24 protein-coding genes are annotated in these 26,547 nt (G+C 35.8%); 8 read left to right on the top strand and 16 right to left on the bottom strand.

What is annotated here, in order from left to right; genetic code table 11:
- Positions 1-703: 703 nt before the first annotated feature.
- The 8 genes from ACU1LP_RS10940 to gltB all read right to left on the bottom strand — a co-directional run bounded on the left by ACU1LP_RS10940 (position 704) and on the right by gltB (position 12,927).
- Positions 704-2,572, bottom strand: a complete 1,869-nt coding sequence (locus ACU1LP_RS10940; RefSeq protein ID WP_445731927.1) for a SulP family inorganic anion transporter — start codon at positions 2,570-2,572, stop codon at positions 704-706.
- 57 nt (positions 2,573-2,629) lie between these two features.
- Entirely contained in the window at positions 2,630-3,307 is a 678-nt protein-coding gene (locus tag ACU1LP_RS10935; RefSeq protein WP_445731926.1) for a DUF2490 domain-containing protein, read from the bottom strand.
- A gap of 14 nt (positions 3,308-3,321) precedes the next feature.
- Positions 3,322-3,951: a carbonic anhydrase family protein gene (locus ACU1LP_RS10930; protein ID WP_445731925.1), complete on the bottom strand. Its 630-nt coding sequence runs from the start codon at positions 3,949-3,951 to the stop codon at positions 3,322-3,324.
- Positions 3,952-4,013: 62 nt separating this feature from the next.
- Positions 4,014-4,787: a universal stress protein gene (locus ACU1LP_RS10925; protein WP_445734706.1), complete on the bottom strand. Its 774-nt coding sequence runs from the start codon at positions 4,785-4,787 to the stop codon at positions 4,014-4,016.
- 39 nt (positions 4,788-4,826) lie between these two features.
- Positions 4,827-6,419: a SulP family inorganic anion transporter gene (locus ACU1LP_RS10920; protein ID WP_445731923.1), complete on the bottom strand. Its 1,593-nt coding sequence runs from the start codon at positions 6,417-6,419 to the stop codon at positions 4,827-4,829.
- Between the two features lie 82 nt (positions 6,420-6,501).
- Positions 6,502-6,798: a hypothetical protein gene (locus ACU1LP_RS10915; RefSeq protein WP_445731922.1), complete on the bottom strand. Its 297-nt coding sequence runs from the start codon at positions 6,796-6,798 to the stop codon at positions 6,502-6,504.
- A gap of 149 nt (positions 6,799-6,947) precedes the next feature.
- Positions 6,948-8,411, bottom strand: a complete 1,464-nt coding sequence (locus tag ACU1LP_RS10910) for a glutamate synthase subunit beta (protein ID WP_445731921.1) — start codon at positions 8,409-8,411, stop codon at positions 6,948-6,950.
- Between the two features lie 4 nt (positions 8,412-8,415).
- Positions 8,416-12,927, bottom strand: coding sequence for a glutamate synthase large subunit (gltB, locus tag ACU1LP_RS10905; protein WP_445736276.1), 4,512 nt, complete (start codon positions 12,925-12,927; stop codon positions 8,416-8,418).
- Between the two features lie 466 nt (positions 12,928-13,393).
- Here gltB and ACU1LP_RS10900 point away from each other — a divergent pair, with 466 nt between their 5' ends.
- From ACU1LP_RS10900 to ACU1LP_RS10885, 4 genes are all read left to right on the top strand, one after another.
- Positions 13,394-14,437, top strand: a complete 1,044-nt coding sequence (locus ACU1LP_RS10900; protein ID WP_445736268.1) for a porin — start codon at positions 13,394-13,396, stop codon at positions 14,435-14,437.
- 20 nt (positions 14,438-14,457) lie between these two features.
- Complete coding sequence (locus ACU1LP_RS10895) at positions 14,458-14,796, top strand: P-II family nitrogen regulator (RefSeq protein ID WP_445734968.1); 339 nt, start codon at positions 14,458-14,460, stop codon at positions 14,794-14,796.
- A 25-nt stretch (positions 14,797-14,821) separates the two neighbouring features.
- Entirely contained in the window at positions 14,822-16,054 is a 1,233-nt protein-coding gene (locus ACU1LP_RS10890; protein ID WP_445736267.1) for an ammonium transporter, read from the top strand.
- A gap of 347 nt (positions 16,055-16,401) precedes the next feature.
- Complete coding sequence (locus tag ACU1LP_RS10885; RefSeq protein WP_445734203.1) at positions 16,402-16,740, top strand: P-II family nitrogen regulator; 339 nt, start codon at positions 16,402-16,404, stop codon at positions 16,738-16,740.
- A 189-nt stretch (positions 16,741-16,929) separates the two neighbouring features.
- Here ACU1LP_RS10885 and ACU1LP_RS10880 read toward each other — a convergent pair whose 3' ends face one another.
- Both ACU1LP_RS10880 and ACU1LP_RS10875 read right to left on the bottom strand, forming a co-directional pair.
- Positions 16,930-17,289, bottom strand: coding sequence for an MmcQ/YjbR family DNA-binding protein (locus ACU1LP_RS10880; protein WP_445734202.1), 360 nt, complete (start codon positions 17,287-17,289; stop codon positions 16,930-16,932).
- A 9-nt stretch (positions 17,290-17,298) separates the two neighbouring features.
- Positions 17,299-17,721 carry a GNAT family N-acetyltransferase gene (locus ACU1LP_RS10875; protein ID WP_445734201.1) on the bottom strand — a complete coding sequence of 141 codons (423 nt, stop codon included), beginning with the start codon at positions 17,719-17,721 and terminating at the stop codon, positions 17,299-17,301.
- A 223-nt stretch (positions 17,722-17,944) separates the two neighbouring features.
- On the opposite strand from ACU1LP_RS10875, the gene ACU1LP_RS10870 reads away from it, so the two are divergent.
- Positions 17,945-18,235, top strand: a complete 291-nt coding sequence (locus ACU1LP_RS10870; protein ID WP_445734200.1) for a nucleotidyltransferase family protein — start codon at positions 17,945-17,947, stop codon at positions 18,233-18,235.
- On the top strand, positions 18,228-18,584 hold the full coding sequence (locus tag ACU1LP_RS10865; protein ID WP_445734199.1) for a HepT-like ribonuclease domain-containing protein: 357 nt from the start codon (positions 18,228-18,230) through the stop codon (positions 18,582-18,584). Before ACU1LP_RS10870 ends, ACU1LP_RS10865 begins: the two co-directional genes overlap by 8 nt.
- A 172-nt stretch (positions 18,585-18,756) precedes the next feature.
- Here ACU1LP_RS10865 and ACU1LP_RS10860 read toward each other — a convergent pair whose 3' ends face one another.
- Positions 18,757-19,944 carry a coproporphyrinogen-III oxidase family protein gene (locus tag ACU1LP_RS10860; protein WP_445734205.1) on the bottom strand — a complete coding sequence of 396 codons (1,188 nt, stop codon included), beginning with the start codon at positions 19,942-19,944 and terminating at the stop codon, positions 18,757-18,759.
- Positions 19,945-20,000: 56 nt separating this feature from the next.
- Positions 20,001-20,603 (bottom strand): crossover junction endodeoxyribonuclease RuvC, encoded by a 603-nt coding sequence (gene ruvC / locus ACU1LP_RS10855; protein ID WP_445734198.1) that lies wholly within the window; start codon positions 20,601-20,603, stop codon positions 20,001-20,003.
- A 57-nt stretch (positions 20,604-20,660) separates the two neighbouring features.
- Between ruvC and ACU1LP_RS10850 the strand changes: the two genes are divergently transcribed.
- Together ACU1LP_RS10850 and ACU1LP_RS10845 are read left to right on the top strand one after the other, a co-directional pair.
- Complete coding sequence (locus ACU1LP_RS10850; protein ID WP_445734204.1) at positions 20,661-21,623, top strand: lysylphosphatidylglycerol synthase domain-containing protein; 963 nt, start codon at positions 20,661-20,663, stop codon at positions 21,621-21,623.
- Between the two features lie 3 nt (positions 21,624-21,626).
- Positions 21,627-22,748, top strand: a complete 1,122-nt coding sequence (locus ACU1LP_RS10845) for a glycosyltransferase family 2 protein (RefSeq protein ID WP_445734197.1) — start codon at positions 21,627-21,629, stop codon at positions 22,746-22,748.
- 125 nt (positions 22,749-22,873) lie between these two features.
- On the opposite strand, the gene ACU1LP_RS10840 is transcribed toward ACU1LP_RS10845, so the two are convergent.
- The 4 genes from ACU1LP_RS10840 to ACU1LP_RS10825 form a co-directional block, all read right to left on the bottom strand.
- On the bottom strand, positions 22,874-23,290 hold the full coding sequence (locus ACU1LP_RS10840; protein ID WP_445734196.1) for a hypothetical protein: 417 nt from the start codon (positions 23,288-23,290) through the stop codon (positions 22,874-22,876).
- A gap of 100 nt (positions 23,291-23,390) precedes the next feature.
- Positions 23,391-24,518, bottom strand: a complete 1,128-nt coding sequence (locus ACU1LP_RS10835; protein WP_445736266.1) for a tetratricopeptide repeat protein — start codon at positions 24,516-24,518, stop codon at positions 23,391-23,393.
- 14 nt (positions 24,519-24,532) lie between these two features.
- A complete protein-coding gene (locus ACU1LP_RS10830; protein ID WP_445736265.1) occupies positions 24,533-26,125 on the bottom strand; it encodes a M56 family metallopeptidase in 1,593 nt (530 codons plus the stop codon).
- Between the two features lie 3 nt (positions 26,126-26,128).
- Positions 26,129-26,488, bottom strand: a complete 360-nt coding sequence (locus ACU1LP_RS10825) for a BlaI/MecI/CopY family transcriptional regulator (RefSeq protein ID WP_445736264.1) — start codon at positions 26,486-26,488, stop codon at positions 26,129-26,131.
- Positions 26,489-26,547: the final 59 nt, after the last annotated feature.

The raw sequence follows: 26,547 nt of genomic DNA, 5'->3' as shown, positions 1-26,547 counted from the left end.
ATGATGATTAATTAGGGGCGTTAGCCCTGACATCTTTGATAAATTAATTGTGTACGTGTTTGCCATGTTTATTAATTTTACGAAGATAACAGGGCTACGCCCCTTTTTATTTAATTAACGTTTGTATCTACGACGATTTTAGGGCTAACGCCCCTGATATTGCTTTATAAATCATAATGGGTTTTAATCTTTTCAACACTTGATTAGCATTAGTTATTGAACTCATCTTGACTTTTTCTATTTCCTAAAAAACGGCTAAAATTCGTCCATATTTCGTTACCTTTTTTATGCGTAGCGATGCTATGCCTTTCAAAAAGTGCCTCATCTGAACAAATTTTATCTCGTTTTCGGTCAAAAACAAAAAGTCAAGATGAGTTCATTATAAAAAAAGAGGCTGTGCAAAAAATAAATATCATTACTTTGTCCGTTCGAGCGCAGTCGAAACCTTATTGATAGTAAACAATTTGAAGTTCTCGACTGTGCTCCCATTGACAAGTATTTTATATATTCATTTTCAAATATTCAAATAGTGCTCAAATTTTAAAAACACCCCTAAAGTCCCCTCTAGGGGACCATCCATATTTTCAAATTTTCAGTTTCAAATTCAATTTAATTGTCAACAATATCGCTTGATAAATTTTTTTATCTGATACCTCGAACGGACAGTAAACGTTACTTTTTGCACAGCCTCTTTTTTTGTGTCCTAATCTTTATGGGTATCTTTCACATTATCTTTAACCCAAGTCAGACATTCATTAAATGTTTCGAACAAACAGTCCTTAGAAATTAAATCTGGAATAATATCGATACGTTCCATCATGTACTTTGGCTGATTGTGCAAACCAACAAACAACACGTTTATATCATCCTTTCTTAAATCTACCAATACATCTTCCATAGCATATAAGCCAGATTGATCGATATAGGGCATTTTTTCCAAACGAATAACCACGGTAGATGCTGTTTTAGGTATTTGTTTTGCCAATTGCTGAAAATCGCTTGTGGTTCCAAAAAACAAGGGCCCTTTTATATGTTTTATAAAAACCTCTTCTTTTAATTTTTCAGGGAACCCGATTTCGTCCGTCCAAGCTTCTTCTTTTAAGGGTTTTACATCGGAGTTTTGCGCCGTAAGATCCCCAATTTTTTTCATGAACATGAGCGATGCGATTACCAGCCCAATTCCAACGGCGTACACCAAATTCCACAAACTGGAAAGTACTAAAACCACTAGCATGATACCGACTTCCGAACTCACTTTAAGAGGGCCTATTTTGGTGTCTTTTGGTAAACTTGGTATGGCTCTCAATCCTTTGTAGTCCATTACGCCAATACCCACGGTAATCAAAATCCCTGCTAAAACGGCCGCAGGAATTTTTGAAGCAATGGGGCCTAAGGCCAATAAAATAAAAAGCAGCACAATACCAGCTATCATGCCTGAAAGCTTTGTTTTTCCACCAGAATTGATGTTCACAACTGTTCTTATGGTGGCGCCAGCACCGGGTATTCCTCCAAAAATGGCACCAATACTGTTACCTATACCTTGGCCGATTAATTCTTTATTGGGTTGATGCTTGGTTTTTGTCATATTATCGGCAACCACACTGGTTAAAAGCGAATCGATGGCCCCCAAAAGTGCTAATGTGAGCGCGGTAAAAATATAGGGAGTGATGGTACTTAATTTAAAACCTGTTATAATCTCTAAATTTGGAATGGGCAACCCTGAGGGTATTTCTTCAATAGGTCTAAAATCCAATCCAAAGCCCACAGCAACTCCCGAAACTACCAGTAAAGCTACCAAAGTACTTGGAACAGCACTGGTAATGCGCTTAAACCCGTAGATGATCAATATGGTTGCCAATGCTAAAATAAATTCCAGCCAATTGATATTTTTTATGGCTTGGGGCAATACTTTGATGGCCCCTAAAACCCCCGATGCATTATTGGCAGCCAGGGTTTTTGATTCCTTTAGAATATCCTCCGGGGTCATGCCTTCAGCCCTGTCTATGGTCTCTTTAAAATCTTCTAAAACCAAAATGCCTTCCCCGGCTTCTTCCTTTAAAATATTTTCTAAAATGATTTCTTCCGCTTTAGGTTTGAATGTTTCAACAAAAGCCACATCTTCTTTGGGATAATAACCAATAGCGGGAAGAATTTGGGTAATTAAAATAATGACACCAATGGCGGTCATAAAACCCGAAACCACGGGGTAGGGAATGTATTTGATATATTTGCCCAAACCCAAAGCACCCAAGCCCACTTGCATGAGGCCTGCCAATAAAAAAACGGTTAATATGGCAGGAAGCGCTTTATTTACGTCGCCGTCGTTTACAGCTATGATGCCCGCAATTACAACCATGCTAACTGCTGTCATGGGAGCTGTTGGCCCTGAAATTTGCGTATTGGTGCCACCAAGCAAAGCAGCAAAAAAACTTAAGAATATGGCACCGTAAAGTCCAGCACTTGGACCTAATCCAGAGGATACCCCAAAGGCTAAAGCTAATGGCAAGGCGACTATTCCTGCCGTAATACCGCCAAAGGCATCTCCTTTAATGTTTGAAAACAGTTTTTTCATAATTTACTGCATTTAGGTTTTTTGGTAATTTACAGCTTTATTTAAACTTTTATAAATTTAAAAGGATACGAATGTAATAATATTAAATTGATCTCTGCTATTGGTTTCAAAAAACTGGTTCATGTAACCAGCTTCAATTTTAATGGACTTGTTTATATGGTAACCCATTCCTCCATAAAGCCGATTTCTATCAAAAATAGCTGTTTTGGTGTTCAAAAATATTTCATTGTAAGCTGAAAGATACCATTTGTTGGTTTCTTTTTTGCTAAACGGCACATTTAAACCTAAAAAATACCGAAAACGCATTTTAAAATCGCTTTCTACAAAACGTTGTTCAAAACGGTAGCGATGGCTCAATTTTACATTGCCCATACTTTGTTTTGATATAAATTGCTGAAAAATCCGATGTTCGTTTACCGAAACTTTATCATCTGTATTGCCTATATAATTTTCCGATAAAATATAGCCATACCCTAATAGAACATTGTTTTTTCCTTGGTTAAAGGTGTAGCCCAAACCTGTACGCAACAACAATTGTTCTAAATCGCCAAGGGCATTGTAGTTACGGTATTGAATTTCATTATGAATGTTCCATTTAGGGTTTATTTTTTTATCTCCTATATAAATCAACCAATTTCCAAAATCACTTTTTTGTGCATTCATAAAATTAGATAGCGCCAACACGAGTGTTAACGCTACCATGCTTATTTTCTTTTTCAAATTATTTTCTCCCATTAAATCAGTTTGTTTTATTCAAAAAATGTTACTTCGCCCGTATTGATGTCGTACATGGCGCCAATAATCATTATTTCTCCGCTTTGTTCCATTTCAGTTAAAATTGGGCTTTCGGCATGAATTCTAGCAATTGTCAATTCTACATTTTTTTTGGCAACGGTATCTACAAAATCCAAGTTTTCGGAATTTCTTAAACTAGCATCCTTAGGTTCTGAAACCGCGTTCACTGCAGGCCTTATCTTTTCAATGAGTTTTGTTAGGTTGCCCATTTTTGCATCATCGCAAGCACCTTTAATGGCACCGCAACTGGTATGGCCCAAAACCACTATTAGTTTGGTTCCTGCTAATTTACTGGCAAATTCCATACTGCCTAAAATATCTTCGTTTACAAAATTCCCTGCGATACGAACACTGAAAACATCGCCCAATCCTTGGTCGAATACCAATTCTGCCGAAACCCGGGAATCTATACAGCTTAATATGGTTGCAAATGGAAATTGCCCATCGCTGGTATCGTTAACCTGTTCTAAAAGGTTTCTATTGGCTTTTAAATTATTTTGGAAGCGTTGGTTGCCTTCTTTTAAATATTGCAATGACTTTTGTGGCGTCATGGTTGCCTGTGTTTCTCTGGTATGTGCTTTCATGATATATAATTATTTAAATGAATGTATTGGTTTTTTTTAATATGGTGTGTTGAAGTTGTATATTATTGACTTCCAGTTAGCAAGACACACACATTTAAGTTTTTAATGACGTCTTTAACATCTGACTTGATTGGATTTTTTTTGTTATCGCTTCTATCAACACATAATAAGTTCACATTGTTCTTTGATAGATAGTTTGAAAGGTTCTTGATGATGTTATCGTTATGTTCAAACACATATTCAATAGTGTTTTTGTCTTTTGGAACATCACTTTCCTTTAATGTATTTGTGTTTTTAATTATTTTAAACGATTTTATAGGTTCTTGGGTATTAGCCATTAAATCATCCATAAGCACCATATTAAATGGAGTATCCATATTATTGAGAATGCCAAGCGATAATTTTTTACCAGGCTCTAAAGTATTGTGTTTGTCGACTATCAAAACAGCACCGGAGTGTGTTTTTAAAACAAAATCGGTAATGTTATCTCCAATAAAATTTAATGCTTTCGATTTTCTTTTTCCCAATACAATCATATTGGGTTTTTTATCAAGAATGAATTTTTCAATTTCATTTTTCACGTTACCAAAAGAATATGTGTAATTTATGGTTACCCCATAATCTTTTGATATTGGGTTTATCAAATTTTGTATGTCTTTATCGGTTATAGTGTATTCTTTGTTAATAACACGATTTGCAGATAGCTGATTATCGTTTTCTATGATCTCGTTCGGTTTTTTCACATAGAAAAAATTAATTTCTGCATTGATCATTTTTGCAAGACTTACAGTGCTTTGAAGTGTTTTGCTTGTTGATTTATTTAAATCTGAAAGCACTAATATTTTATATTTATTTTTTTTTCATGATTTTTTATTTTAACTTAAACTTAATTTTGATTTGGGCCTTGTTTTAAAGAACTCAATAAAACTTGGTGGGTTTTCTACAACACCGCGTTTTGAAATTAGCTTGATGTCAATATTTCTTTCTTTGGCTTTAAACGCAAAATCTTCAAGTATTTCAATAACATCATTGTCTAAATACCGGGTTTTAATAAGGTCTATTTCTAAATAGGTGTCTCTTGGTAAACTGTCTAATTCTCTAAGGATAGCTCCTTTGTTAAAAAACGTTACTTCCTCGGCAAACGTCATTTTTATTTTATGCTTACCGTTACTATTATCTTCAATGTGAAGAAAATGGGAATTTTGGTAGCTTTTTAATAGTATCACTATAATACCAACACCTAAGCCTAAACCAATTCCGTAAAGCAAATCGATAAAAACAATTCCGAGAACTGTTACTGTAAATGGGATGGATTGTTTCCAGCCTAAATTGTACATTTCTTTAAATAAACGGGGTTTTGCTAACTTGTAACCAACAATCAATAAAATAGCGGCCAATACCGATAAAGGAATCATGTTTAACAACCTAGGAATTAAAATGACAGAAATCAATAAGAAAAAACCATGAATTATTGTAGACATTTTGCTTCTTCCACCAGATTGGATATTAGCTGAGCTTCTTACTATAACTTGTGTTATGGGAAGCCCACCGATCATTCCCGAAATAATATTTCCTGTTCCTTGTGCCAATAGTTCCCTGTTAGTTGGTGTTACATTCTTATGAGGGTCTAATTTATCTGTTGCTTCAACACACAAAAGGGTTTCTAAACTAGCCACTAATGCAATTGTGAAAGCTACAATCCAAACTTCTTGATTTGTTATGGCACTAAAATTCGGAAAACTAAACTGCCCCATAAAAGATGCAGCATCTTCAGGTATAGGCACGCTTACCAAATGGGATGGCAATATTGCTAACCCGTTATTAGACTGTGTTAACACGTAAAAAACAATCCCGACAACAACAGCCACAAATGGTCCTTGGATTAATTGGAATACTTTTCCTTTTTTTGACAATACTTTGTCCCACAGCAATATAATAGCTAAAGCAATAAAGCCTACAACCATGGAACCAACCATAATATTGTCAAATACGTGTAAAAGTGCTGAAAATGTATTTTCTCCCGATAATTCAAAAAAACTGTCTGCTCCTTCAGGTTCGGCGTCGTAGCCAAAAAAATGGGGGATCTGTTTTAAAATAATAATGATTCCAATACCCGTTAGCATGCCTTTAATTACCGAAGACGGAAAGTAATACCCTATAATGCCCGCTTTAAGAATACCAAATAGTATCTGAATTATTCCACCTAGCACAACAGCTACCAAGAAATTTTCATAACCGCCCAGCGTGCCAATGGCGGTTAACACAATGGCTGCCAATCCTGCAGCAGGACCACTAACACCAATTTTAGAACCACTTAAAGCCCCTACAACAATTCCACCAACAATTCCAGCAATAATCCCTGAAAATAGTGGCGCCCCACTTGCCAATGCAATACCTAAACACAAAGGTAATGCAACAAAAAATACGACTATACTCGCTGGTAAGTCACTTTTAATATATTTGAACATTTTATAAATAAATTTTACCCAAACCCAATAGAGTTTGAGATAATTAGACATGTTTTTTGGGTTGATAAACCCGAAACCTGAATTATAAAATGTTTACTTCTGGAGGAGGGGAAATTAGGTTAAGATGTGGTTTTGGATAATTTTTAAATTGGTAAGCAAAAAATTGATGTGTTTTTATTTTGAAATAAGTTAAAACACCATTGTTTTGTAAAGAAAAAGGGGATACCAATTTTTTGGCCTTGCCATTCTCTTCTTCCTCTGTTATAGAGTAGAATATAGAAGTATCAATAGAATCGTCCAATACAACAATTACTGATGGCGCCACAATGAGTGCCATGAATAGTATTGTAAAAAATGTTGCAATGGTTCTTTTGTACATCTAAAAAAGATTAAAGAGCAAATATAACATATACAATGGTTTAAATTGTTAAATAATTTCAAAAAAATCAGTCAACAATGGGCTGCTGCATTAAAATAGAAAAGGCTTTCAATTCTAGATTGAAAGCCTTTTTATTAAATTAAGTGATTTTATAGGGCCACTAAATCGTCCGTTTGGTTTTTTGTGGGTAAATCTGTTTTGCCCATCAAATAGATATCGATTTCACGAGCCGCTTCACGACCTTCGGAAATTGCCCAAACAATTAACGATTGGCCTCTACGCATATCGCCAGCAGTAAATATATTAGGAATATTGGTTTGGTATTTGCCATATTCTGCCTTGTAGTTGGTACGGGCATCTATATCTAAACCTAACTGGTCTGCAATAGTGCTTTCAGCACCTGTAAAACCAAGCGCTAACAAGGCTAAGTTACAAGGCCATGTTTTTTCTGTGCCTTCAATTTCTATGAGTTGTGGACGTTCGCCAAGAACCATTTTCCACTCGACATTCACTGTTTTTAAAGCGGTCAATTTTCCATTGGCATCCTTTATAAATTCTTTGGTATTTATCAACCAGTTACGTTCAACACCTTCTTCGTGTGAAGAGGAGGTTTTTAACTGTAATGGCCAAAAAGGCCAAGGTGTAGTGGGCGATCTATACCCTGGAGGTTTAGGCATAATTTCAAAATTCACAACTGATTTTGCACCTTGGCGGTTTGAGGTTCCCACACAATCGGAGCCCGTATCGCCACCACCAATCACAATAACGTTTTTATCAGTAGCCAATACTTGGTCCTTAACTTCTTTACCAAACAAGACTTTGGTTTGTTGTGTTAAGAAGTCCATAGCCTGTACCACGCCATCGGCATCGGCACCTGGAGTAGGCAAGCTTCTTCTTACGGTGGCTCCACCACATAAAACTACGGCATCAAAAGCTTTTAATTCTTTTGCATCATAGTTAACACCAACATTTATGTTCACTTTAAAAATAATGCCTTCGGCTTCCAAAATGGCAATTCTGCGATCTATGATCCCTTTTTCCATTTTAAAATTAGGAATTCCGTAACGCAGTAAGCCACCAACTTCATCATCTCTTTCAAAAACAGTTACAGTATGCCCCGCTCTGTTCAATTGTTGGGCTGCTGCTAATCCGGCAGGACCGGAACCTACAATGGCAATGGTTTTGCCTGTTCTGGTTTTAGGAGGTTGTGGCTTAATCCAACCTTCCTTAAACGCACGTTCTACAATTTGTTTCTCAATATTTTCAATAGAAACGGGGTCTTCAATAATACCCAAAACACATGATTTTTCACAGGGTGCCGGACATAAACGCCCCGTAAATTCTGGGAAGTTATTCGTTGAATGCAACAACCAAGAGGCTTTTTGCCATTCGCCTTGGTACACCATGTGGTTAAAATCTGGGATCAAATTACCAAGGGGGCAACCACTGTGGCAAAACGGAATGCCACAATCCATACAGCGTGCTCCTTGTTTAGTCATTTCAGCATCACTTAAAGGCACTGTAAATTCTTTATAATGTTTTACACGGTCTTTTACAGGCGTGTATGCTTCATCTTGTCTTTCAAATTCTTTAAATCCTGTTACTTTTCCCATGACACTATGCTGTTGTTAATTCTTCTACCATTTGTTCTTCAGTCTCTAAACGTTTTAACGCTTTTTTGTATTCGGTAGGCATTACTTTTACAAAATTTTTCAAGCTGGTTTCCCAGTTTGCCAATAATTCTTTACCGCGGTTACTATGGGTGTACAGTACATGATTTTCAATAAGTTCTTTTAAATCCTCGGCATCTTCATTTAAAACTGCTTCAAATTCTATGGATTGGGTATTGCACAACCCGTTGGTGAATTTGTTTTCGGGGTCGTAAACATACGAGATACCACCACTCATACCAGCAGCAAAATTTCTGCCTGTTTTGCCCAGTACCACTATTTTGCCACCCGTCATATACTCACAACCATGGTCGCCAACACCTTCAACAACAGCAATGGCACCCGAATTACGAACCGCAAATCGTTCGCCAGCAATGCCATTTATATAAGCTTGACCTTGTATAGCACCGAACAAACAAACGTTACCAACAATAATGTTATTTTCAGCAATAAAAGTGGCTTTGGCAGGTTTTTTAACAATTAATTTGGCTCCCGATAATCCTTTGCCTAAATAATCGTTGGTGTTTCCTTCAAGAGTAAACGTAAGTCCGTTAGCACCAAAGGCACCAAAACTTTGACCAGCAGAACCTGTAAAGTTGATGTTAAGGGTGTTTTCCGGTAATCCTAGATGGCCGTATATTTTAGAGATTTCATTACTAACGATGGCGCCCACCGTACGATCTGTGTTGTGTATTGGATAAGCCAAGGTCGTTTTTTCTTTTCTGTATAAGGCTCTGTGGGAATCCTTTAATATTTCAAAATCGAGAACCTCATCTAAATTATGGTCTTGTTTTTCAGTATTTCTAACGGTCATGCTCTTATAAGCTTCCGGTCTGTGTAAAATAGCCGATAAGTCCAAACCTTTCGCTTTATAATGGGTAATCGCTTTATTGGCATTGATTTTATGGGTTTGACCCACCATTTCCGCTAGGGTCCTAAACCCTAGCTGCGCCATGATACCTCTTAATTCTTCAGCAATGTAGAAGAAGAAATTAATAACATGTTCTGGTGTTCCTTTAAAGTTTTTGCGTAATTGCTTATCTTGGGTTGCAATGCCGACAGGACAGGTATTTAAGTGGCATTTACGCATCATTATACAACCAGATGCTACCAAAGGGGCTGTGGCAAAACCAAATTCTTCGGCCCCTAATAAAGCAGCAATCGCAACATCCCTACCCGTTTTTAATTGGCCATCGCATTCTACAACAATTCTACTTCTTAAGTTGTTTAAAACCAAGGTTTGTTGTGCTTCGGCCAAACCAAGTTCCCAAGGCAAGCCTGCGTGTTTTAATGAGGTTAAAGGAGAGGCTCCCGTACCGCCGTCATAGCCGGCAATAAGTACCACATCGGCTTTGGCTTTGGCAACACCGGCAGCAATGGTGCCAACACCAACTTCGGATACTAATTTTACATTGATCCGCGCTTCGCGATTGGCATTTTTTAAATCGAAAATCAATTGCGCTAAATCCTCAATCGAGTAAATATCGTGATGCGGCGGCGGCGAAATCAAGCCCACAAAAGGGGTTGAGTTACGAACGGCTGCAATCCAAGGATATACTTTTTCTCCGGGTAACTGACCGCCTTCGCCAGGTTTGGCACCTTGCGCCATTTTAATTTGAATCTCTCTGGCATTTGTTAGATAGTGGGAGGTTACACCAAATCTACCAGAAGCCACTTGCTTGATTGCCGAATTTCGACTATCGCCATTGGAGTCTGGATGGAAACGTTTTCTATCCTCGCCACCTTCGCCAGAATTGGATTTACCGCCAATGCGGTTCATGGCAATGGCCAAGTTTTCGTGTGCTTCCCTGGAAATGGACCCGTAAGACATGGCACCTGTTTTGAAACGTTTTACAATTTCGGTCCAAGGCTCCACTTCATCCAATGGAATGGGGTCCAATTTATCAAATTCAAATAAACCACGGATGGTCATTAAATTTTCAGATTGTTCGTTGATGGCGTTTGCATATACATCATAACTAGCCTGGTCGCTCAATCTTACGGCCTGTTGCAATTTAGCAACGGTGGTTGGGTTAAACATGTGGCGTTCCCCATTACGTCTCCATCGGTAATCGCCACCAATATTCAATCCTAAGCGTTTATCGATTAAATTATCTGGGTATGCGTATTTATAGCGTTCGTTGATTTCTTTTTCAATTTCATACAAACCTATGCCTTCTATTCTCGAAGCCGTATATGGGAAGTATTTTCCAACAAAAGCAGAACTGAAACCGACGATTTCAAAAATTTGGGAACCTCGGTACGAATGCAAGGTTGAGATGCCGATTTTGTTCATGATTTTTAAAATACCCGAACCAATGGCTTTGTTGAAATTATTGACCGCTTTTTCTTCGTCCATACCGGTTATGAAGCCTTCTTTTACTTGCGATCTGATAATTTCATTCACCATATAGGGGTTGATGGCACTAGCGCCATAACCAAACAAGGTTGCAAAATGATGGGGTTCGCGAGGTTCTGCCGATTCGATAATGATATCGAAATAAGAACGCTTGCGCAAACGGTTCATTTGATGGTTTACATACGAACAAGCCAGAAGTGCCGGAATTGGGGCAAACTCTTTATTAACCCCTCTATCTGATAATATGATAATATTGGCACCAGTGTCTAATGCTTTGGAAACTTTAATGATCATAGCTTCCAAAGCATCTTCAAGACCGTTAAGTCCTTGTGCTTTTGGATATAGAATATGAATGGTTTCAGCTTTGAATGCTTCTATTGAAATACTTCTGATTTTTTCTAGATCGGCATTGGAAATAACAGGGTTTTGTATTCTTAGTTTTCTACACTGTCTTTCCGTAATGCTGAAAATGTTTCTGTCTTTTCCCAGATTTAAGCTGATATCTGTAACAATTTCTTCGCGAATACCATCCAAAGGCGGGTTGGTAACTTGTGCGAACAATTGTTTGAAGTAGTTTGAGATCAATTGGGGTCTATCCGATAGAACCGCCAAAGGGGTGTCCGTTCCCATAGAGCCTAAGGCTTCCTTGCCCGCAACCGCCATGGGTGTAATAACATCCTGGATATCTTCAAACGTGTAATTGAATAAACGTTGTCTGGTTTTAATGTCAATGGTCTCTATGGGGCAAGTTTCGTTGGTGTAAGGCACATCCTTTAAATGTAAACGGGTTTGGTCCAACCATTTTTTATAAGGTCTTTCGCTAACAATTTTACTTTTAATTTCCTCATCTTCAATAATGCGGCCCTTGTTCATATCTACCAAGAACATTTTTCCTGGTTCCAATCTACCATGTCTTTCCACATCTTCTGGAGCAATATCAACCACCCCAATTTCTGATGCCATGATTAATTTACCGCTTTTTGTAATGGTGTATCTAGAAGGCCTCAGTCCGTTTCTATCCAATAAAGCGCCAATATAATCGCCGTCTGTAAATGGTACCGATGCAGGCCCATCCCAAGCTTCCATAATGCAGGCATTGTATTCGTAAAATGCTTTGCGTTCAGGAGACATGGTGGCATGTTTTTCCCAAGCTTCAGGAATCATCATCATCATGATTTCAGGTAATGAACGGTCTGTATGCGTTAACAATTCCACCACCATATCCATGGAAGCAGAATCTGATTTTCCGGGTAATATAATGGGGAATAATTTTTCTATTTGAGGGCCGAAAACATCGCTTTTCATGATTTCTTCACGAACGCGCATTCTACTAACGTTTCCACGGAGGGTATTTATTTCACCGTTTTGGCACATAAATCGGAACGGTTGCGCCAATTCCCAAGTTGGCATCGTGTTGGTAGAGAAACGCTGGTGCACCAAAGCTAAGCGGGTTACCAAATCTATTTGTTGTAAATCGGTATAATAAGGTCCGATATCCTCAGGCATGATGATGCCCTTATATATTAAAGTTGTTGTTGATAAACTTGGTACGTAAAAATAACCGCTTTCAGAGGTTTTGGATTTTCTAATGGTATGTTCTGCTATCTTGCGGCCAGCGAAGAGTTTGGCTTTAAAAACTTTTTCCTCAATGGCATCCGTTTTCCCAATAAAAACTTGTTCTATGGTAGGCTCTGAGGCTAAGGCAATTTCCCCTAGCTGGGAAGAATCTACCGGTACTTTTCTCCAGCCTAAAATGGTAAGCCCTTGTGCTTTTATCTCTTTTTCAAACGTGTTTTTGCAATAGTGGTATTGGTTGTGTGTTTTTGGTAAAAACACCATGCCTACGGCGTACTCTCTTGGGTCGGGAAGCGGGAAATTACAGACACGTTTAAAATAATCATGAGGAATATCAATCAGCAAACCAGCGCCATCACCAGTTTTTCCATCGGCACTTACACCGCCTCGGTGTTCTAATTTCACAAGAATTTCCAACGCATCATGGATGATTTGATTTGTTTTTTCCCCTTTAAGGTTACAAATAAAACCCGCCCCACAATTTTCGTGTTCGAATTCCGGCAAATACAGTCCTTGTTTCTTCATCATAATCAGCAAATATTGGTTTAAAAAATGAGTTGAAACGCTAAGATATGACCTAGTTTTTGAATAACCACAAGAGGCAATTCATTATTTCGATTTTAGAAGCGAAGTTGAGCTAAAAATAACTATATGTTAATAATAGAGGGATATATTAATAAAAATTCAATACATAATAAGTAGTAATAAATATGAATATATGAATTAATATTAAGAATTCTTCTTATTACTCAAAATAATAGCATTAAAAATTTGAAAATACTGACAATAATTCAATGAATTGATTTGTTAAAAAATCAAAAAACCACTTAAATAACATAATACCCATAAAAAAATAGGGTAAAAACTATAATATCAATAAAAATAGACTAAACCACCCCATTTTTTATGGGGGTTAAAACTTTTTACATAGATTTGCTTCATTCCTAAGGAACAAAAACCAATAAAATATTAACTTAAAAATTAAAACATTATGAAAAGATTAATTACACTTTCAATGCTTTTTATGGCTTCGGTTCTATTTGCCCAAGAAGGAGTAGAAGCAGCAAAATTTACATTAAGTGGTAGCATAGATGCTTATTATAGAGCAAATTTAAATGCCCCAAATGATGAAAACTTTATCGCGCCAGGATCATCATTTGCAAATTTACCTGGGTTTGCTTTAGGCATGGCAAATGTTGTTGCTTCCTATGAAGGCGAAAAAGTTGGTTTTGTTGCCGATTTGGTATTTGGCCCAAGAGGGGAAGATGCTGTTTTTGGCTCTCCTATGTACCAGTCTTTAAAAGGTACATTTGGTGGAAGCTCCCAAATAATCAACCAATTATTTGTGTACTGGAATGTAAGTGAATCTGTAAAACTTACATTTGGTAACTTCAACACCTTTTTAGGATATGAAGTTATTTCTCCTGTTGGCAACTTTAACTACAGTACATCTTACTTATTCTCCTATGGGCCGTTTAGCCATACGGGCCTAAAGGCGGATTTTGCATTGTCTGAAGATTTCAGTTTGGGGTTAATGCTTTTGAACCCAACGGATATGACAGAGTTCAATCCTTCAGGTGACTACCACTATGGTGCACAGTTAGGGTATTCAGGCCAATACTTAAATTTCATAGGGTCTTCAAATACGTTCCAAATTGACTATACGGGAGGTTTTGACGTTTCGGATGCTTTCCATTTGGGATTGAATCTTTCCTATGCAGATCTGGATGGCCCTGCGTTTTATGGTGCCGCCATATACCCCCAACTTGCAACTTCTGATTCGTTCTCAATTGGTTTGAGGGCTGAATATTTTGCAGAGACTGAAGGCGGTGCGGGCGGTATAGGCGCATACGATACAGACGGGGATGGAAATGTATTTGAATTTACCTTAACAGGAAGCTACATTATTGATAACCTTACCATCAAGCCAGAACTAAGATTGGATTCTGCAAGTGAAAATGCTTTTATAAATAATGATCTAGCTCCAACAAAAAGTTTAGGGTCATTTGTGTTAGCAGCTATTTATTCATTCTAATTTTATAAAAACAATTAATTATGAAAAAAATCGAAGCGATTATTAGAAAATCAAAATACAGCGTTGTAAAAGAAGCACTACACGAAATTGGCGTTACCTTTTTCTCTTATTGGGATGTTACTGGTATAGGTAATGAAAAAGAGGGCCATGTGTACCGTGGTATATCTTATAGTACAAGCGATATTCAGCGCAGATACCTTTCAATAGTAGTGAATGATAACTTTGAGGAAATTACCATAAAGGCTATTCTTAAGTCTGCTGGTACAGGAGAGGTTGGCGACGGTAAAATCTTTGTGTCTGATATCAAGGAAAGTTACAGAATAAGAACCGGAGAAAAAGGCGGCAACACTTTAAAATAATAACCATCTAAACAAAAATAATATTATGGAATTACTTACAGTAAACAATGTATGGATGATGATCTGTACAGCATTGGTGTTTTTTATGCACTTAGGGTTTTCATTCTTGGAAATAGGATTGACAAGACAAAAAAACACCATAAATATTTTATTCAAAAATATTTTTATCATAACCATTGGGTTGCTTTTATACGGTTTTGTAGGGTTCAATTTAATGTATCCAGGAGAGTTTAACGGATTTTTAGGTTTTGCCGGATTCGGTCTGGATTCGCCATTAACCGCCGAGGGTACTTTGGATTTAACCTATAACGAAGGCTATACGTACTGGACCGATTTCTTGTTCCAAGGTATGTTTGCCGCTACGGCCGCCACCATTGTTTCTGGAGCGGTTGCTGAGCGTGTTAAAATTGTACCGTTCATGATTTTTACAATCATATATGTAGGCTTGGTTTACCCCATTGCAGGATCTTGGAAATGGGGCGGAGGTTTTTTGCAAACTTTAGAAACTCCTTTTTACGATTTCGCAGGTTCTACCTTGGTGCACTCTGTAGGTGGATGGGCAGCAGTGGTGGCTGTTTGTTTATTAGGCCCACGTATTGGTAAGTTTAAAGAAGGAAAACCTCAGGCGATTCCTGGGCATAATATTCCATTGGCAGCTGCCGGTGTTTTGATCTTATGGTTGGGATGGTTCGGGTTTAATGGTGGTTCGGTGCTTTCTGCCGATCCTGGGTTAACTTCATTAACCCTAGTAACTACCTGTTTAGCAGCTGCAGCTGGCGGTGTTGTAGCTATGTTGGTATCTACGGCCATGTACAAAAACCTGGATTTAACCATGTTTTTAAATGGTATTTTAGGTGGATTGGTAGGTATTACTGCAGGTGCAGACCAAATGAGCCCAACCGATGCTATTTTAATTGGATCTATAGCGGGAGCAATTATTGTGTTTGCCGTAGCTTTTATTGACAGATTAAAATTAGACGATCCCGTTGGCGCCATTGCAGTACACTTAATATGTGGTATATGGGGAACTTTAGCGGTAGGTATTTTTGGCAATTTGGCTGGAATAGATCAATTTATAAGTCAATTGATAGGTGTTGGTTCTTATGCTGCGTTCTGTTTGCTATCGGCATTTATCATCATTTTTACACTTAAGAAAACCATGGGAATACGCGTTTCCGAAAAAGAAGAATTAGAAGGATTGGATGCCCATGAACACGGTATGGATGCCTATCCGGACTTTAGGTTGAATGAGCATTAATAACAAGTTTAGTTAGTGTTAAAGGATGTTTTGTCTATTGATGATAAAACATCCTTTTTTATTTTAGAACTCTTTTGATTTTTTTTTAGCCTATTGGAAAAGTCTACTCTATGTTGAAAAGGGTTTTTTAATAAAAAAACGACTTCGTGAAACTCTTTGTTTGTTTGTGCGGCTTTGCAATATAGCCTTTACACAAAGGGGCACAGAGTTTTACACGAAGTTACACAAAGAAAGGGAAAATTCCAATTTACAATAAACAATGCAGAAGCAAAAGTTTAAATGAGTTCTGTTACAAATTGTTGCCAATAATTCTTTAATTTTGAAATAAACAATTAAAAAGGGTTATTATGAAAAAAATTGAGGCGATTATTAGAAAATCCAAGTTTCGAGTAGTGAAAGAGGCACTGCACAACGTGGGAGTAAATTTTTTTTCATATTGGGATGTTACGGGTTCAGGAAACGAAAAGGAAGGCCATGTGTACCGAGGGGTTTCATACAGTACCAGCGATATTCAACGAAGATATTTGTCCATAGTTGTTAATGATGATTTTGAAGAAGTTACCATACAAGCCATTCTTAAATCGGCCGCAACAGGAGAAGTGGGCGACGGTAAAATATTTGTGTCCGACATCCATGAAGGCTATAGAATAAGAACTGGGGAAAAAGGCGGACATACTTTAAATTAGGATTTTCTGTTTATTGATAATTAAATTATTTCCACCATTGGCGTCTTTTTTAAGTTATTGATATCCATCGTATTATATTCAAATCTAAACCAAGATCCCTAGCCATTTTTTGCACAGAACGCTCGCTAATACGTATATGATCGGTAACCAGATATTATTATTCTTGTTTAAATAGAATTCACGTTTACATTATAATGTGTCCCTTAATTTTTTGGGCATGCCTTTTACAACCATATCATAAGAATGGTCTATAAGTTCTAAAATGAATTTAGGGTGCAACTCGCCATCGTTTATATAAATGCTATTCCAATGTTTTTTACTCATGTGGTAACCGGGTTGGATACTGCCATATTCGGCCCGTAGTTCTTCGGCATAATCGGGGTCGCATTTTAGATTGATGGCTTTCTCGGCTGCTTCCCACTTTTGCAACCCAATTAAGGCAAACATTTTACCCAATACTTTAAACACAAGCGTGTCTTCATCAAAAGGCAAGTCTTCGGTAACACCTTTCTTTCTAATACAATGGTCGCGTAGTTGTTCTATGTCCATAATTCCATCCTAACCTTCCCGAAAGGAAGAAACCCTTATTAAACGCTCCATCACTTTTTCGGGATGCTTCAATTCAGAATACCCAAATTGCTTATATAATTCGTGGGCATCAGCGGTTTTTAGCATCCAAGTTTTGCACGATTTAAGTTGCGGCTCATCATCAATAACTTTCATTAATTGTTTTGAATGGCCTTTACCTCCATGCTCCAGTAAAATAAACACATCCATCAAATAAGCAAAAACAGTATAATCGGTAACTATTCTGGCGAAACCAATTTGTTTTGTATTTAAATAAACGCCAAAACACAAACAAGTATCCATTGTTTTTTTTGACTTCATCAATAGTTTTCCCTTTACCCAATAAGTCTCGGTTAAAAATTGATGTATCACTTCAATTTGGAGTTTGCTTTTATCTGTTGAAATCTCCATCATTGCTTTCCTATGTTCCCTAAATGTGTATGTTTAAAATTATCGAAATATTTTAGACCATATCCAAAAATCATAATATATTGTCTATGTAATGGGTGTTATGCCAATTGCTGTTAAGTTACTACTGCCAAAAGTTAGAGATAATGCCTCCGCAGAGCAATAATGAGAATACAAATCCTGATTATTTGTGATTGTTTGATAGATTAAAAAGCGGTATTTTTGAACTATGAAAACCCTAAAGGAAATAAAAAGCACATTGAGTAGTCATAAAAGCAGATTATTTCGTGACTATCCTATAAAGTCAATGGCTATTTTTGGTTCTTATTCGCGCACGGAGCAAAAAGATTCCAGTGATTTGGATATTCTTGTGGAGTTCTCAGACCAGATAGGCATTCGATTTGTTGATTTAGCTGAGGAATTGGAAAATATTGTTGGATTTAAGGTGGATTTGGTTTCAAAAAATGGTGTTAAGACAAAATATTTAAATTCAATTGATTCAGATTTAATTTATGTCTAGGCGTGATACAATATTGTTATTGGAGGATATGTTGGAATCAGCGCAAAAAATTAAGCTATATACTAAAGGGCTTGATTATAATTCATTTTTAGCAGATGACAAAACAGTTGATGCAGTTGTTCGTAATTTTGAAATAATTGGGGAGGCAGCAAATCGTATTGACCCAGATTTCAGGGAAAGAAACCCAGAGATTGAATGGAAGAGATTACGAGGGTTTCGAAATAGGATTGACCATGATTATTTTGGGATTGACCATGGGATTGTTTGGAGTATTATAGAAAATTATCTTGATGAAATGATTGCTTGGTTGCACACAAAAATTGACAGTAATAGAGGTACACAGTCCTAAGATACGTAAAAAACCCGTAAAGGTTTCTGCGTTACACAGCTTAACAACTTCATCTAATTTTTTTTCTTTATAGGTTGATAAGTTCTCAATTCCTTACTACCCATACCATCAAAAAGGTTTGTTCAGACCCGTTAATTCCGAAGTTATAAGAATGCATCTTTTTCAATTGGTATTAGTTCAGCATAAATAAATCGGAAGCAATTCCGTCACTTAAAAATTTTCCTTTTTTAGTTACGAGTAATTTATCATCATCAAGATACAATAAATGCTCATTTATGTGTTTTTGGGATTGTTCTAAAAGATACTTTTTATAATGAAGTCCAAAATCTTGCTCCACTTTTTCTAAAGAAACACCCCAAATGGTTCGCAAACCCGTCATAACATATTCGTTGTATTTATCGGTAATTGACAAAGTTTCAGTTTCAATGGGAAGTATATTTTCTTCTAAAGCTTTTATGTATTTTGAATTGTTTCGCACATTCCAACCACGTTCGTTTCCGTTGAACGAATGTGCCGAAGGTCCAATACCCAAATAGGGTTTTCCTTGCCAATATGCCGAATTGTTTTTACTGAAATAACCGGGCTTTCCAAAATTTGACAGTTCGTAATGAACAAAGCCTGAAGCCTCTAGTTTTTCAATCAAAATATGGAATTGTTCTTGCGCCAACTCATCATCCACATTTTTAATGATGCCTTTTTTAATAAAAGTTTCCAAAGCTGTTTTAGGCTCTACGGTCAACGCATAGCTCGAAATATGCGGAATATTGTAACTTAAAACAGTGTTTATGTTTTTAATCCAATTTTCATTGGTCAATCCGGGAATTCCATAGATTAAATCGACCGAAATATTATCAAAATGGTTTGTGGCTTCTTGTAAACAGGCTTTTGCTTCTTCGGCATTGTGAGCGCGATTCATGAGTTTTAAGTCGGCTTCGAAGAATGATTGGATGCCGATGGATAAGCGGTTGATTCCGATTTTTAGGTAATTTTCATATATTGAATTACTTGTGAGACCTCTCGTCCCGATAGCCATCGGGAGCGCTCGAGGTGACATTTGAGATTGAATTAAATCGTCTGGATTGGCTTCTAACGTAATTTCTGGATTATCGGCAACTTGGTAATTCTTATATACGGTATCAATCAAAAACCGTAATTCATCAATCGTCAATAAACTTGGGGTGCCTCCTCCAAAGTAAATGGTCTCAACGGTTTGATTTTTAAATTCATCCTTGCGTAAAACCAATTCTTTTACCAGTGAATTTACCAACTCATCTTTCTTCTTTAATGAAGTCGAAAAATGAAAATCGCAATAATGGCATGCTTGTTTGCAAAATGGGATGTGTATATAAATAGCCCCCAAACCCCCAAAGGGGGCTTTTTTATAATCGCTTTCCATTTTGAAATGTTTATAAGAATTTATTTTGATTTTTTACGAAGATTAACAACAGTCTGCGCTTTTGCTCCCCCTTTGGGGGCGGGGGGGGCTTTCTGTTTCACAAAAGCACTCCACCCAGAATAACTGGTGCCTATCTCCACTTTTCCTGCGTTATAAAAATGGCACACCGCTGCCGCCAATCCATCTGTTGCATCGAGGTTTTTTGGCAAGGTTTTTAAGCCCAATAGACTTTGCAACATTTTGGCAACCTGTTCTTTACTGGCATTTCCGTTGCCGGTAATCGCCATTTTTATTTTTTTTGGAGAGTATTCCGTTATGGGGATTTCCCTGCTCAGGCCCGCTGCCATAGCAACACCTTGCGCGCGCCCGAGTTTTAACATACTTTGTACATTCTTGCCAAAAAAAGGCGCTTCAATCGCAATTTCGTCGGGGTGATGGGTGTCAATAAGTTCTATGGTACGTTCAAAAATGAGCTTTAGTTTTAGGTAATGGTCTTCATATTTTTTTAAATCCAGTTCATTGAGCTGTAAAAAAACCATGGATTTTCCAACAACCTTGATAAGTCCGAAACCCATAATGGTTGTTCCAGGGTCAATACCTAAAATGATCTTTTCTTTACTCATTAATGAACGCTATTTGATATGGTACCAGAATATTGGTTTAATTTGCAGCTTGGGTTTATGATGAATACGTTGCCATACAAAACTAAACAATTCTTTTTTGTGCTTATTAAAATAAGCATCGTTGTTGCTGCTTTTTATTTTATTTATCTAAAACTGACAAGAAATAGCAGTTTTGAATATTCGGGTTTTATTGATTTTTTAAACAAAAACAATCTTTTTTCATTAAAAATCATCGTTTTTTTAGTGGTTTTAACTGGTTTTAACTGTTTTTTCGAAATTTTAAAATGGCATAAATTAGTATCGGTAACCAGGAAAATTTCATTTAAAAGTGCACTCGAACAAAGTTTAGGATCGTTAACCGCTTCTATATTTACGCCCAATAGAATTGGTGAATATGGTGCCAAAGCCATGCATTATACCAAAGAATTTAGAAAAAGCATCCTGCTTATTAATTTACTTAGCAACGTTTTGCAAATGAGTGTTACGGTAATTTTAGGTATTATTGGTCTATGGTTTTTTATTTCTGCATACCCTATTGCATTGAACTATTCTAAAATATTCCTGACATTAACACTTATAGCATTTATTATAACCTTAATGGTTTTTGTATTGCGGAAAACAAAATTCACTATTAAAGGGTTTTCTTTGGAAAAACTGAAAGGTTTCATTTTAAATTATCCTAAAAAAATAATTTTCTATGCGTTTTGCTTATCGCTATTACGGTATCTTGTTTTTTCATTTCAATTTTATTATTTATTAGCCATTTTTGGAATAGACATTCCTTATTTACATGCTATGGCGTTCATTACCTCCATGTATTTATTGGCATCCATCATACCAACTATTTTTATTTTCGATGTGGTCGTTAAAGGTGGTGTTGCCATTTATTTATTTAGCTATGTGGGCGTTAATCCGGTAACCGTTATAAGTATTACAACCATTATGTGGTTGTTTAATTTTGTGATTCCTAGTATTATAGGAAGCTATTTTGTGTTGAATTTTAAATCTCCAAAGAACTAAACCATGATTTTAATAAGCATAACAATTACCCTAGTTTATCTGTTGTTAATAGGAAGTTTCGCTTTTGGTTTTGATAAAATCAGCGTTTTTAAACTTGAAGATTTACCTTCCAAAACAAAATTTTCAGTAGTTATTCCGTTTAGAAATGAAGCTGAAAATTTACCGGGTTTGTTAAAATCCATTCCATCCTTAAATTATCCTAAGGAATTATTCGAAGTTATTTTTGTTGATGATGCATCTGAGGATGATTCTGTGGAAACAATAAATAAATCTTTAGGCAATCAACCGAATATTTCAATTCTAAAAAACCAAAGAACCTCCAATTCCCCAAAAAAAGATGCTATTTCAATAGCCATTCAACACGCCAAAAATGAATGGATTGTTACCACCGATGCCGACTGTAAATTACCTAAATATTGGTTGGATTGCTTTGATACTTACATTCAAAAAAACAATGCCGGCTGCATTGCGGCTCCTGTAACCTATTTGGCAGAAAACAACTTTTTAAACCGGTTCCAATTGCTTGATATGTTGAGTTTACAAGGAGCAACCATAGGTGGTTTTGGCATTAACAAACCTTTTTTATGCAATGGTGCTAACTTTGCGTACAAAAAAGCTTTGTTCAACGAATTGAATGGTTTTAAGGGCAATACAGATACCGCAAGTGGCGATGATATTTTCCTATTGGAAAAAGCCGTAAAAAAATACCCTAAGCAAGTGCATCATTTAAAGTGCGAACACGCCATTGTATTAACCCATTCCCAGCCAACTTGGGAAACATTAGTATCGCAACGAATACGTTGGGCAGCAAAAACGAGTGCTTACAAGAATGGGTTTGGCAAGTTTACTGGGCTTATTGTTTTGCTTATGAATGCTTTAATGATTTCTACTCTTTTAATGACTATTTTGGGAGCATTCAACCTGAAAATATTCTTGTACTTAGTGATTATAAAATTCAATATCGATTTCTTTTTAATCTATAAATCGGCCCTATTTTTTAATCAGAAAGGTGTTTTAAGAAGCTTTATCGTTGGGTTTCTACTGTATCCTTTTTTTAGTGTTTACGTTGCCTGCATTTCGGTTTTTTCAAGCTACACATGGAAAGGGCGTACTTTTAAAAAGTAAAACAGACTGAAAGCCTGTTAAATTGGTAAAATTCAAAAACATCATTAACGAGTACATTTTCAACTAATGAAAGATTCGTGAAAATTTGTGTAATTCGTGTCTAATTTTTTTTGAGACCAATAACATTAATTGGCTTGAATAATAATGGGCAATTCAAACTCGGTTTTAACTTGCTGACCGCGTTTTGTAGCGGGAAATATTTTGGGCAACGAATCTAAACTTGAATGGATCAAATTTTCCAGGTTTGGTATTTCTTGAACAATAAGACTGTCCAGTTTCACATCTGAAAGCGATAAAACGCCCGTTTCAGAAACTTGGAAGTGGAGGTAAATGGTCTCGTTTACATCTTTTGTTACAACAATGGAGTCGTTTTCCAGATATTTTAAAATATGATTGGTTAAAACTTCAGTAAAACACGCCGTTTTATCATCCTTTGTTTCTAAAGAATCGCAGATAGAAAAGGACGGGTACACATCTACATCGTTCCAATTAAAAGTCTGTAACTCTTCATTTAAAATAGCTTCTGAAGATGTTTTTTTCACATTGAAATACTCGCATGATTGGAGCATTAAGATAAATAGAAAAATCCAAATTTTTTTCATAGACTAAAACTAAAGGCGAAAAGTACGATTTTTTTGGTTTTTAATCCATTTTTTTCCCTTCCTTAATAAATTTTTCTTCTTTAAGCTTTTTTATTCGGCTATCAATATATTCAGAATAATGGTCTGTTGGAAACTTCTTTTTAAAATCTTCATGAATTTTAATTCGAACATCTAAATCAGCATAATAATTATCTTTTGTAATCAATAAAAAAAATTCTGTTTCTGCGTTTCCGGGATTTTCTTTCAGTGCTTTATTAAGTGCAACAATGGCTTCTTCATACTTTTTTTGTTGATTCAATACAGTTGCTAGTTTTGCATATTCAGCATCTAGAGGCACATCTTTTAACTCTAATGAGCGTTTAATATATTTCTCCGCATTTACAAAATCGTTATTTTCATAATACAGATTTCCCAGAATATATAGGTTATTAACATTTTTAGGCTCAGATTTTAATGCATTTAATCCATTTTCAATAGCTTTATTATACTTAAACATTTTGGCATAACAAAAGCATAAACTTTCATAAATAAACTGATTGGACTCTCCAAGTTCCAATAATTTTTCAAACCAAATTACTGAGCTTTCAAATTCTTCTTGCCACAAGAAATTTTGGGCTTTTAAATTTATAAGTTCAACATTATTAGGATAGCTTTCTAAACCTGTGTTGGTGTATTTGTCTACTAATTTGTATTTTTTGTTTTGAAGATAATATAGCGCAATTTTATAAATTGCTTTTTGATGTGTTTGGTCTAAATTATAGGCTGATATAAAGCGGTTGATTGCTGAATCATCCTCTAGTTTTTCTAATACAAGTCCTAATTGGAAATGATAATTTGGGTTATTATAATCGACATGTATTAAATCATTAAAAAGTATGGAAGCCTCTTTATATTTTTTAACACTTAAAAGCAACCTTGCATAATCATATTTTAATAATGCATCATGGGGCTTTACTTCTATACTCGCTTTATAATTTTTTAAAGCTTCATCAAAATTTCCAATTGCTACGTATGATCTTGCAATTTTATCATACACATCGGCTTGGTTTTGAAACAACTTATATTGGGTTATAGCTTTTGAATAATTCCCATTTGCATATAAGCTATCAGCAATGATTAAAACCGAAGTTTGAGCCTCGGTTTTGTTTAATATAAATACTAAAAACAAAAAGACTATTCTATTCATTCTTTTTCTGGTAAAGGTTTATCTTCAGCTATTTGAAAAACTATTGGCAAAGAATAAAGCACTGTTACTTTTCTGCCTTTATGTTCGCCAGGAATCATTTTAGGCATAGTTCCAATAACACGAACCGCTTCAGCTTCCAAAATTGGGTGTGGCGCTCTAGAACGGACACCTACAATATTACCTTCTGCATCAATTTTAAAAATAACGTTGATGCGTTGTTTGCCAACCAAATTATTTTCTTTTGCTATATTAATATTAAAGTTTTTGTTCACGTGGTCTGAAATACTTCTAGACATACATTTTCGTTGTTCTTCATTTGATAAACCTTCACAACTTGGAAATACTGGTACTTGGTCTATAACTGCAAACGGCACTTCTATGGAGTCCAGATATTTCTCTTTCAGTAGTAAAAGTTCCGCTTCTCGTTTACTTTTAGCATCTTCATCAAGCATAAAATAATTGTATTCTATTCCTTTTCTTCCGTCGGCATAAACAATTTCATTTTTCTCATAGTCCTCTGGCACAGCTTCATTTTTATGATGAATTGAATAACTTGCTTCTTTCTTTTTCTCATCATAAATAGCCCATCCAACATAATCTGGGTTTTCTTTTAAAAATGTACTATATTTTTGGAATTTATCCTTGACAATGGCATTATCAGCATCAACTTGTACAGTGTAGCTAAATTGACTCAAATCTATATTTTTAGATTTTTCTTGTCCATAAGAAGATGAATAAACCAACATCCCAAATACCATTGGAATTAATAGGGCATACTTTAATAAGTTAACTTGTTTTGATTTTGATTTGCTTAACATAACGATTCGTTTTTTGATTAATGATTGTTTAAAAAATGGATTGATTAATGATATATTTTTAGTTTCGAAAACTTGTGTGAGCAGGTTTTGGTAATAGCTTGCTTTATCGTCATTTTCAATGGCTTTCGCATCGGCAATAAACTCATGAAGCGTTATTATTCTGTTTTGGTACATATATATTAGAGGATTGAACCAAAATAGAATACGCAACACTTCAAAAAACAATAAATCTAAACTGTGCTTTTCCTTAACATGTATGAATTCATGCTTTAAAATAGCCTCTTTTTCGTTTTTTTCTAATCGTTCTCCTAAAAAAACATAATTGAAAAATGAAAAGGCAGCATTACTGTTTTGCAGTTTTATAATGAACAAATTCCCCAATTTACTCTTAGGATTTTGAGATAGCATATATATTATTTTAGCCATTTTAAAAACCAATAAAAGAGTTGCTATTGCCATACCTACATACAGCATGGTTTCCCAGGTCCAAAACGTTTTAGATTCCACCACAAAAGACTCTAATTGCAAATTTGTTGGTTCGCTTGGTATTGTATTACCAATTACAACTTCTGGGAGATTGATGATAAATTGTTGGGGAATGACTTCCTTGAATTTTTCTACTTTAACAAAATGAACAACTACCGATATGAAGGCAGAAACCATTAAATAGCCCCTGTTCCAATTAAAAAAAGTCTCTTTCTTTAAAACGGTATCATAAATGAGCAAAAAAACCAATTGAAATGCAATGACTTGGATAATATAATGTGCCATAACCTACTCTTTTTTATTGATTTCCTTTAGTACAGATTCCAATTCCTTAAGACTGATGTCATTCTTTTTTACGAAGAAGGACACCATGCTTTTAAAGGATCCTTGAAAATAATTATCCACCAAATTATTTATGGACTGATTACTATAGTCTTGTTGTTTTAGCAGCGGAAAATAAATATGTCCCTTTCCCTCTTTCTTATAATCAACAAATCCTTTATTTTCTAATATTCTAACAATAGTGGAAACCGTATTGTACGCAGGTTTAGGCGCTGGGAATTCTTCCATGATAGCTTTTACGTTGGCTTTTTTAAGCCGCCAAAGTATGTGCATAATATCTTCTTCGGCTTTGGTAAGTTGTTTCATTTTGGGCTGTATTTGATTTTTCAAACTAAAGGCTTAGTTCAACAAAACAAATATAACTA

Source organism: Mariniflexile sp., assembly GCF_052728615.1.
The sequence above is the reverse complement of the archived record's forward strand: the minus strand, read 5'-3'. Positions and strand labels throughout refer to the sequence as shown.

Bases quoted from the DNA above. Each gene is read 5' to 3' on its own strand.
- ACU1LP_RS10920 (WP_445731923.1), bottom strand. From the start codon at position 6,419: ATGTTCAAATATATTAAAAGTGACTTACCAGCGAGTATAGTCGTATTT.
- ACU1LP_RS10900 (WP_445736268.1), top strand. From the start codon at position 13,394: ATGAAAAGATTAATTACACTTTCAATGCTTTTTATGGCTTCGGTTCTA.
- ruvC (WP_445734198.1), bottom strand. From the start codon at position 20,603: ATGAGTAAAGAAAAGATCATTTTAGGTATTGACCCTGGAACAACCATT.
- ACU1LP_RS10910 (WP_445731921.1), bottom strand. From the start codon at position 8,411: ATGGGAAAAGTAACAGGATTTAAAGAATTTGAAAGACAAGATGAAGCA.
- ACU1LP_RS10830 (WP_445736265.1), bottom strand. From the start codon at position 26,125: ATGGCACATTATATTATCCAAGTCATTGCATTTCAATTGGTTTTTTTG.
- ACU1LP_RS10885 (WP_445734203.1), top strand. From the start codon at position 16,402: ATGAAAAAAATTGAGGCGATTATTAGAAAATCCAAGTTTCGAGTAGTG.
- ACU1LP_RS10880 (WP_445734202.1), bottom strand. From the start codon at position 17,289: ATGGACATAGAACAACTACGCGACCATTGTATTAGAAAGAAAGGTGTT.
- ACU1LP_RS10825 (WP_445736264.1), bottom strand. From the start codon at position 26,488: ATGAAACAACTTACCAAAGCCGAAGAAGATATTATGCACATACTTTGG.
- ACU1LP_RS10935 (WP_445731926.1), bottom strand. From the start codon at position 3,307: ATGGGAGAAAATAATTTGAAAAAGAAAATAAGCATGGTAGCGTTAACA.
- ACU1LP_RS10870 (WP_445734200.1), top strand. From the start codon at position 17,945: ATGAAAACCCTAAAGGAAATAAAAAGCACATTGAGTAGTCATAAAAGC.
- ACU1LP_RS10865 (WP_445734199.1), top strand. From the start codon at position 18,228: ATGTCTAGGCGTGATACAATATTGTTATTGGAGGATATGTTGGAATCA.
- gltB (WP_445736276.1), bottom strand. From the start codon at position 12,927: ATGAAGAAACAAGGACTGTATTTGCCGGAATTCGAACACGAAAATTGT.
- ACU1LP_RS10895 (WP_445734968.1), top strand. From the start codon at position 14,458: ATGAAAAAAATCGAAGCGATTATTAGAAAATCAAAATACAGCGTTGTA.
- ACU1LP_RS10915 (WP_445731922.1), bottom strand. From the start codon at position 6,798: ATGTACAAAAGAACCATTGCAACATTTTTTACAATACTATTCATGGCA.
- ACU1LP_RS10940 (WP_445731927.1), bottom strand. From the start codon at position 2,572: ATGAAAAAACTGTTTTCAAACATTAAAGGAGATGCCTTTGGCGGTATT.
- ACU1LP_RS10875 (WP_445734201.1), bottom strand. From the start codon at position 17,721: ATGATGGAGATTTCAACAGATAAAAGCAAACTCCAAATTGAAGTGATA.
- ACU1LP_RS10930 (WP_445731925.1), bottom strand. From the start codon at position 3,951: ATGAAAGCACATACCAGAGAAACACAGGCAACCATGACGCCACAAAAG.
- ACU1LP_RS10850 (WP_445734204.1), top strand. From the start codon at position 20,661: ATGATGAATACGTTGCCATACAAAACTAAACAATTCTTTTTTGTGCTT.
- ACU1LP_RS10890 (WP_445736267.1), top strand. From the start codon at position 14,822: ATGGAATTACTTACAGTAAACAATGTATGGATGATGATCTGTACAGCA.
- ACU1LP_RS10845 (WP_445734197.1), top strand. From the start codon at position 21,627: ATGATTTTAATAAGCATAACAATTACCCTAGTTTATCTGTTGTTAATA.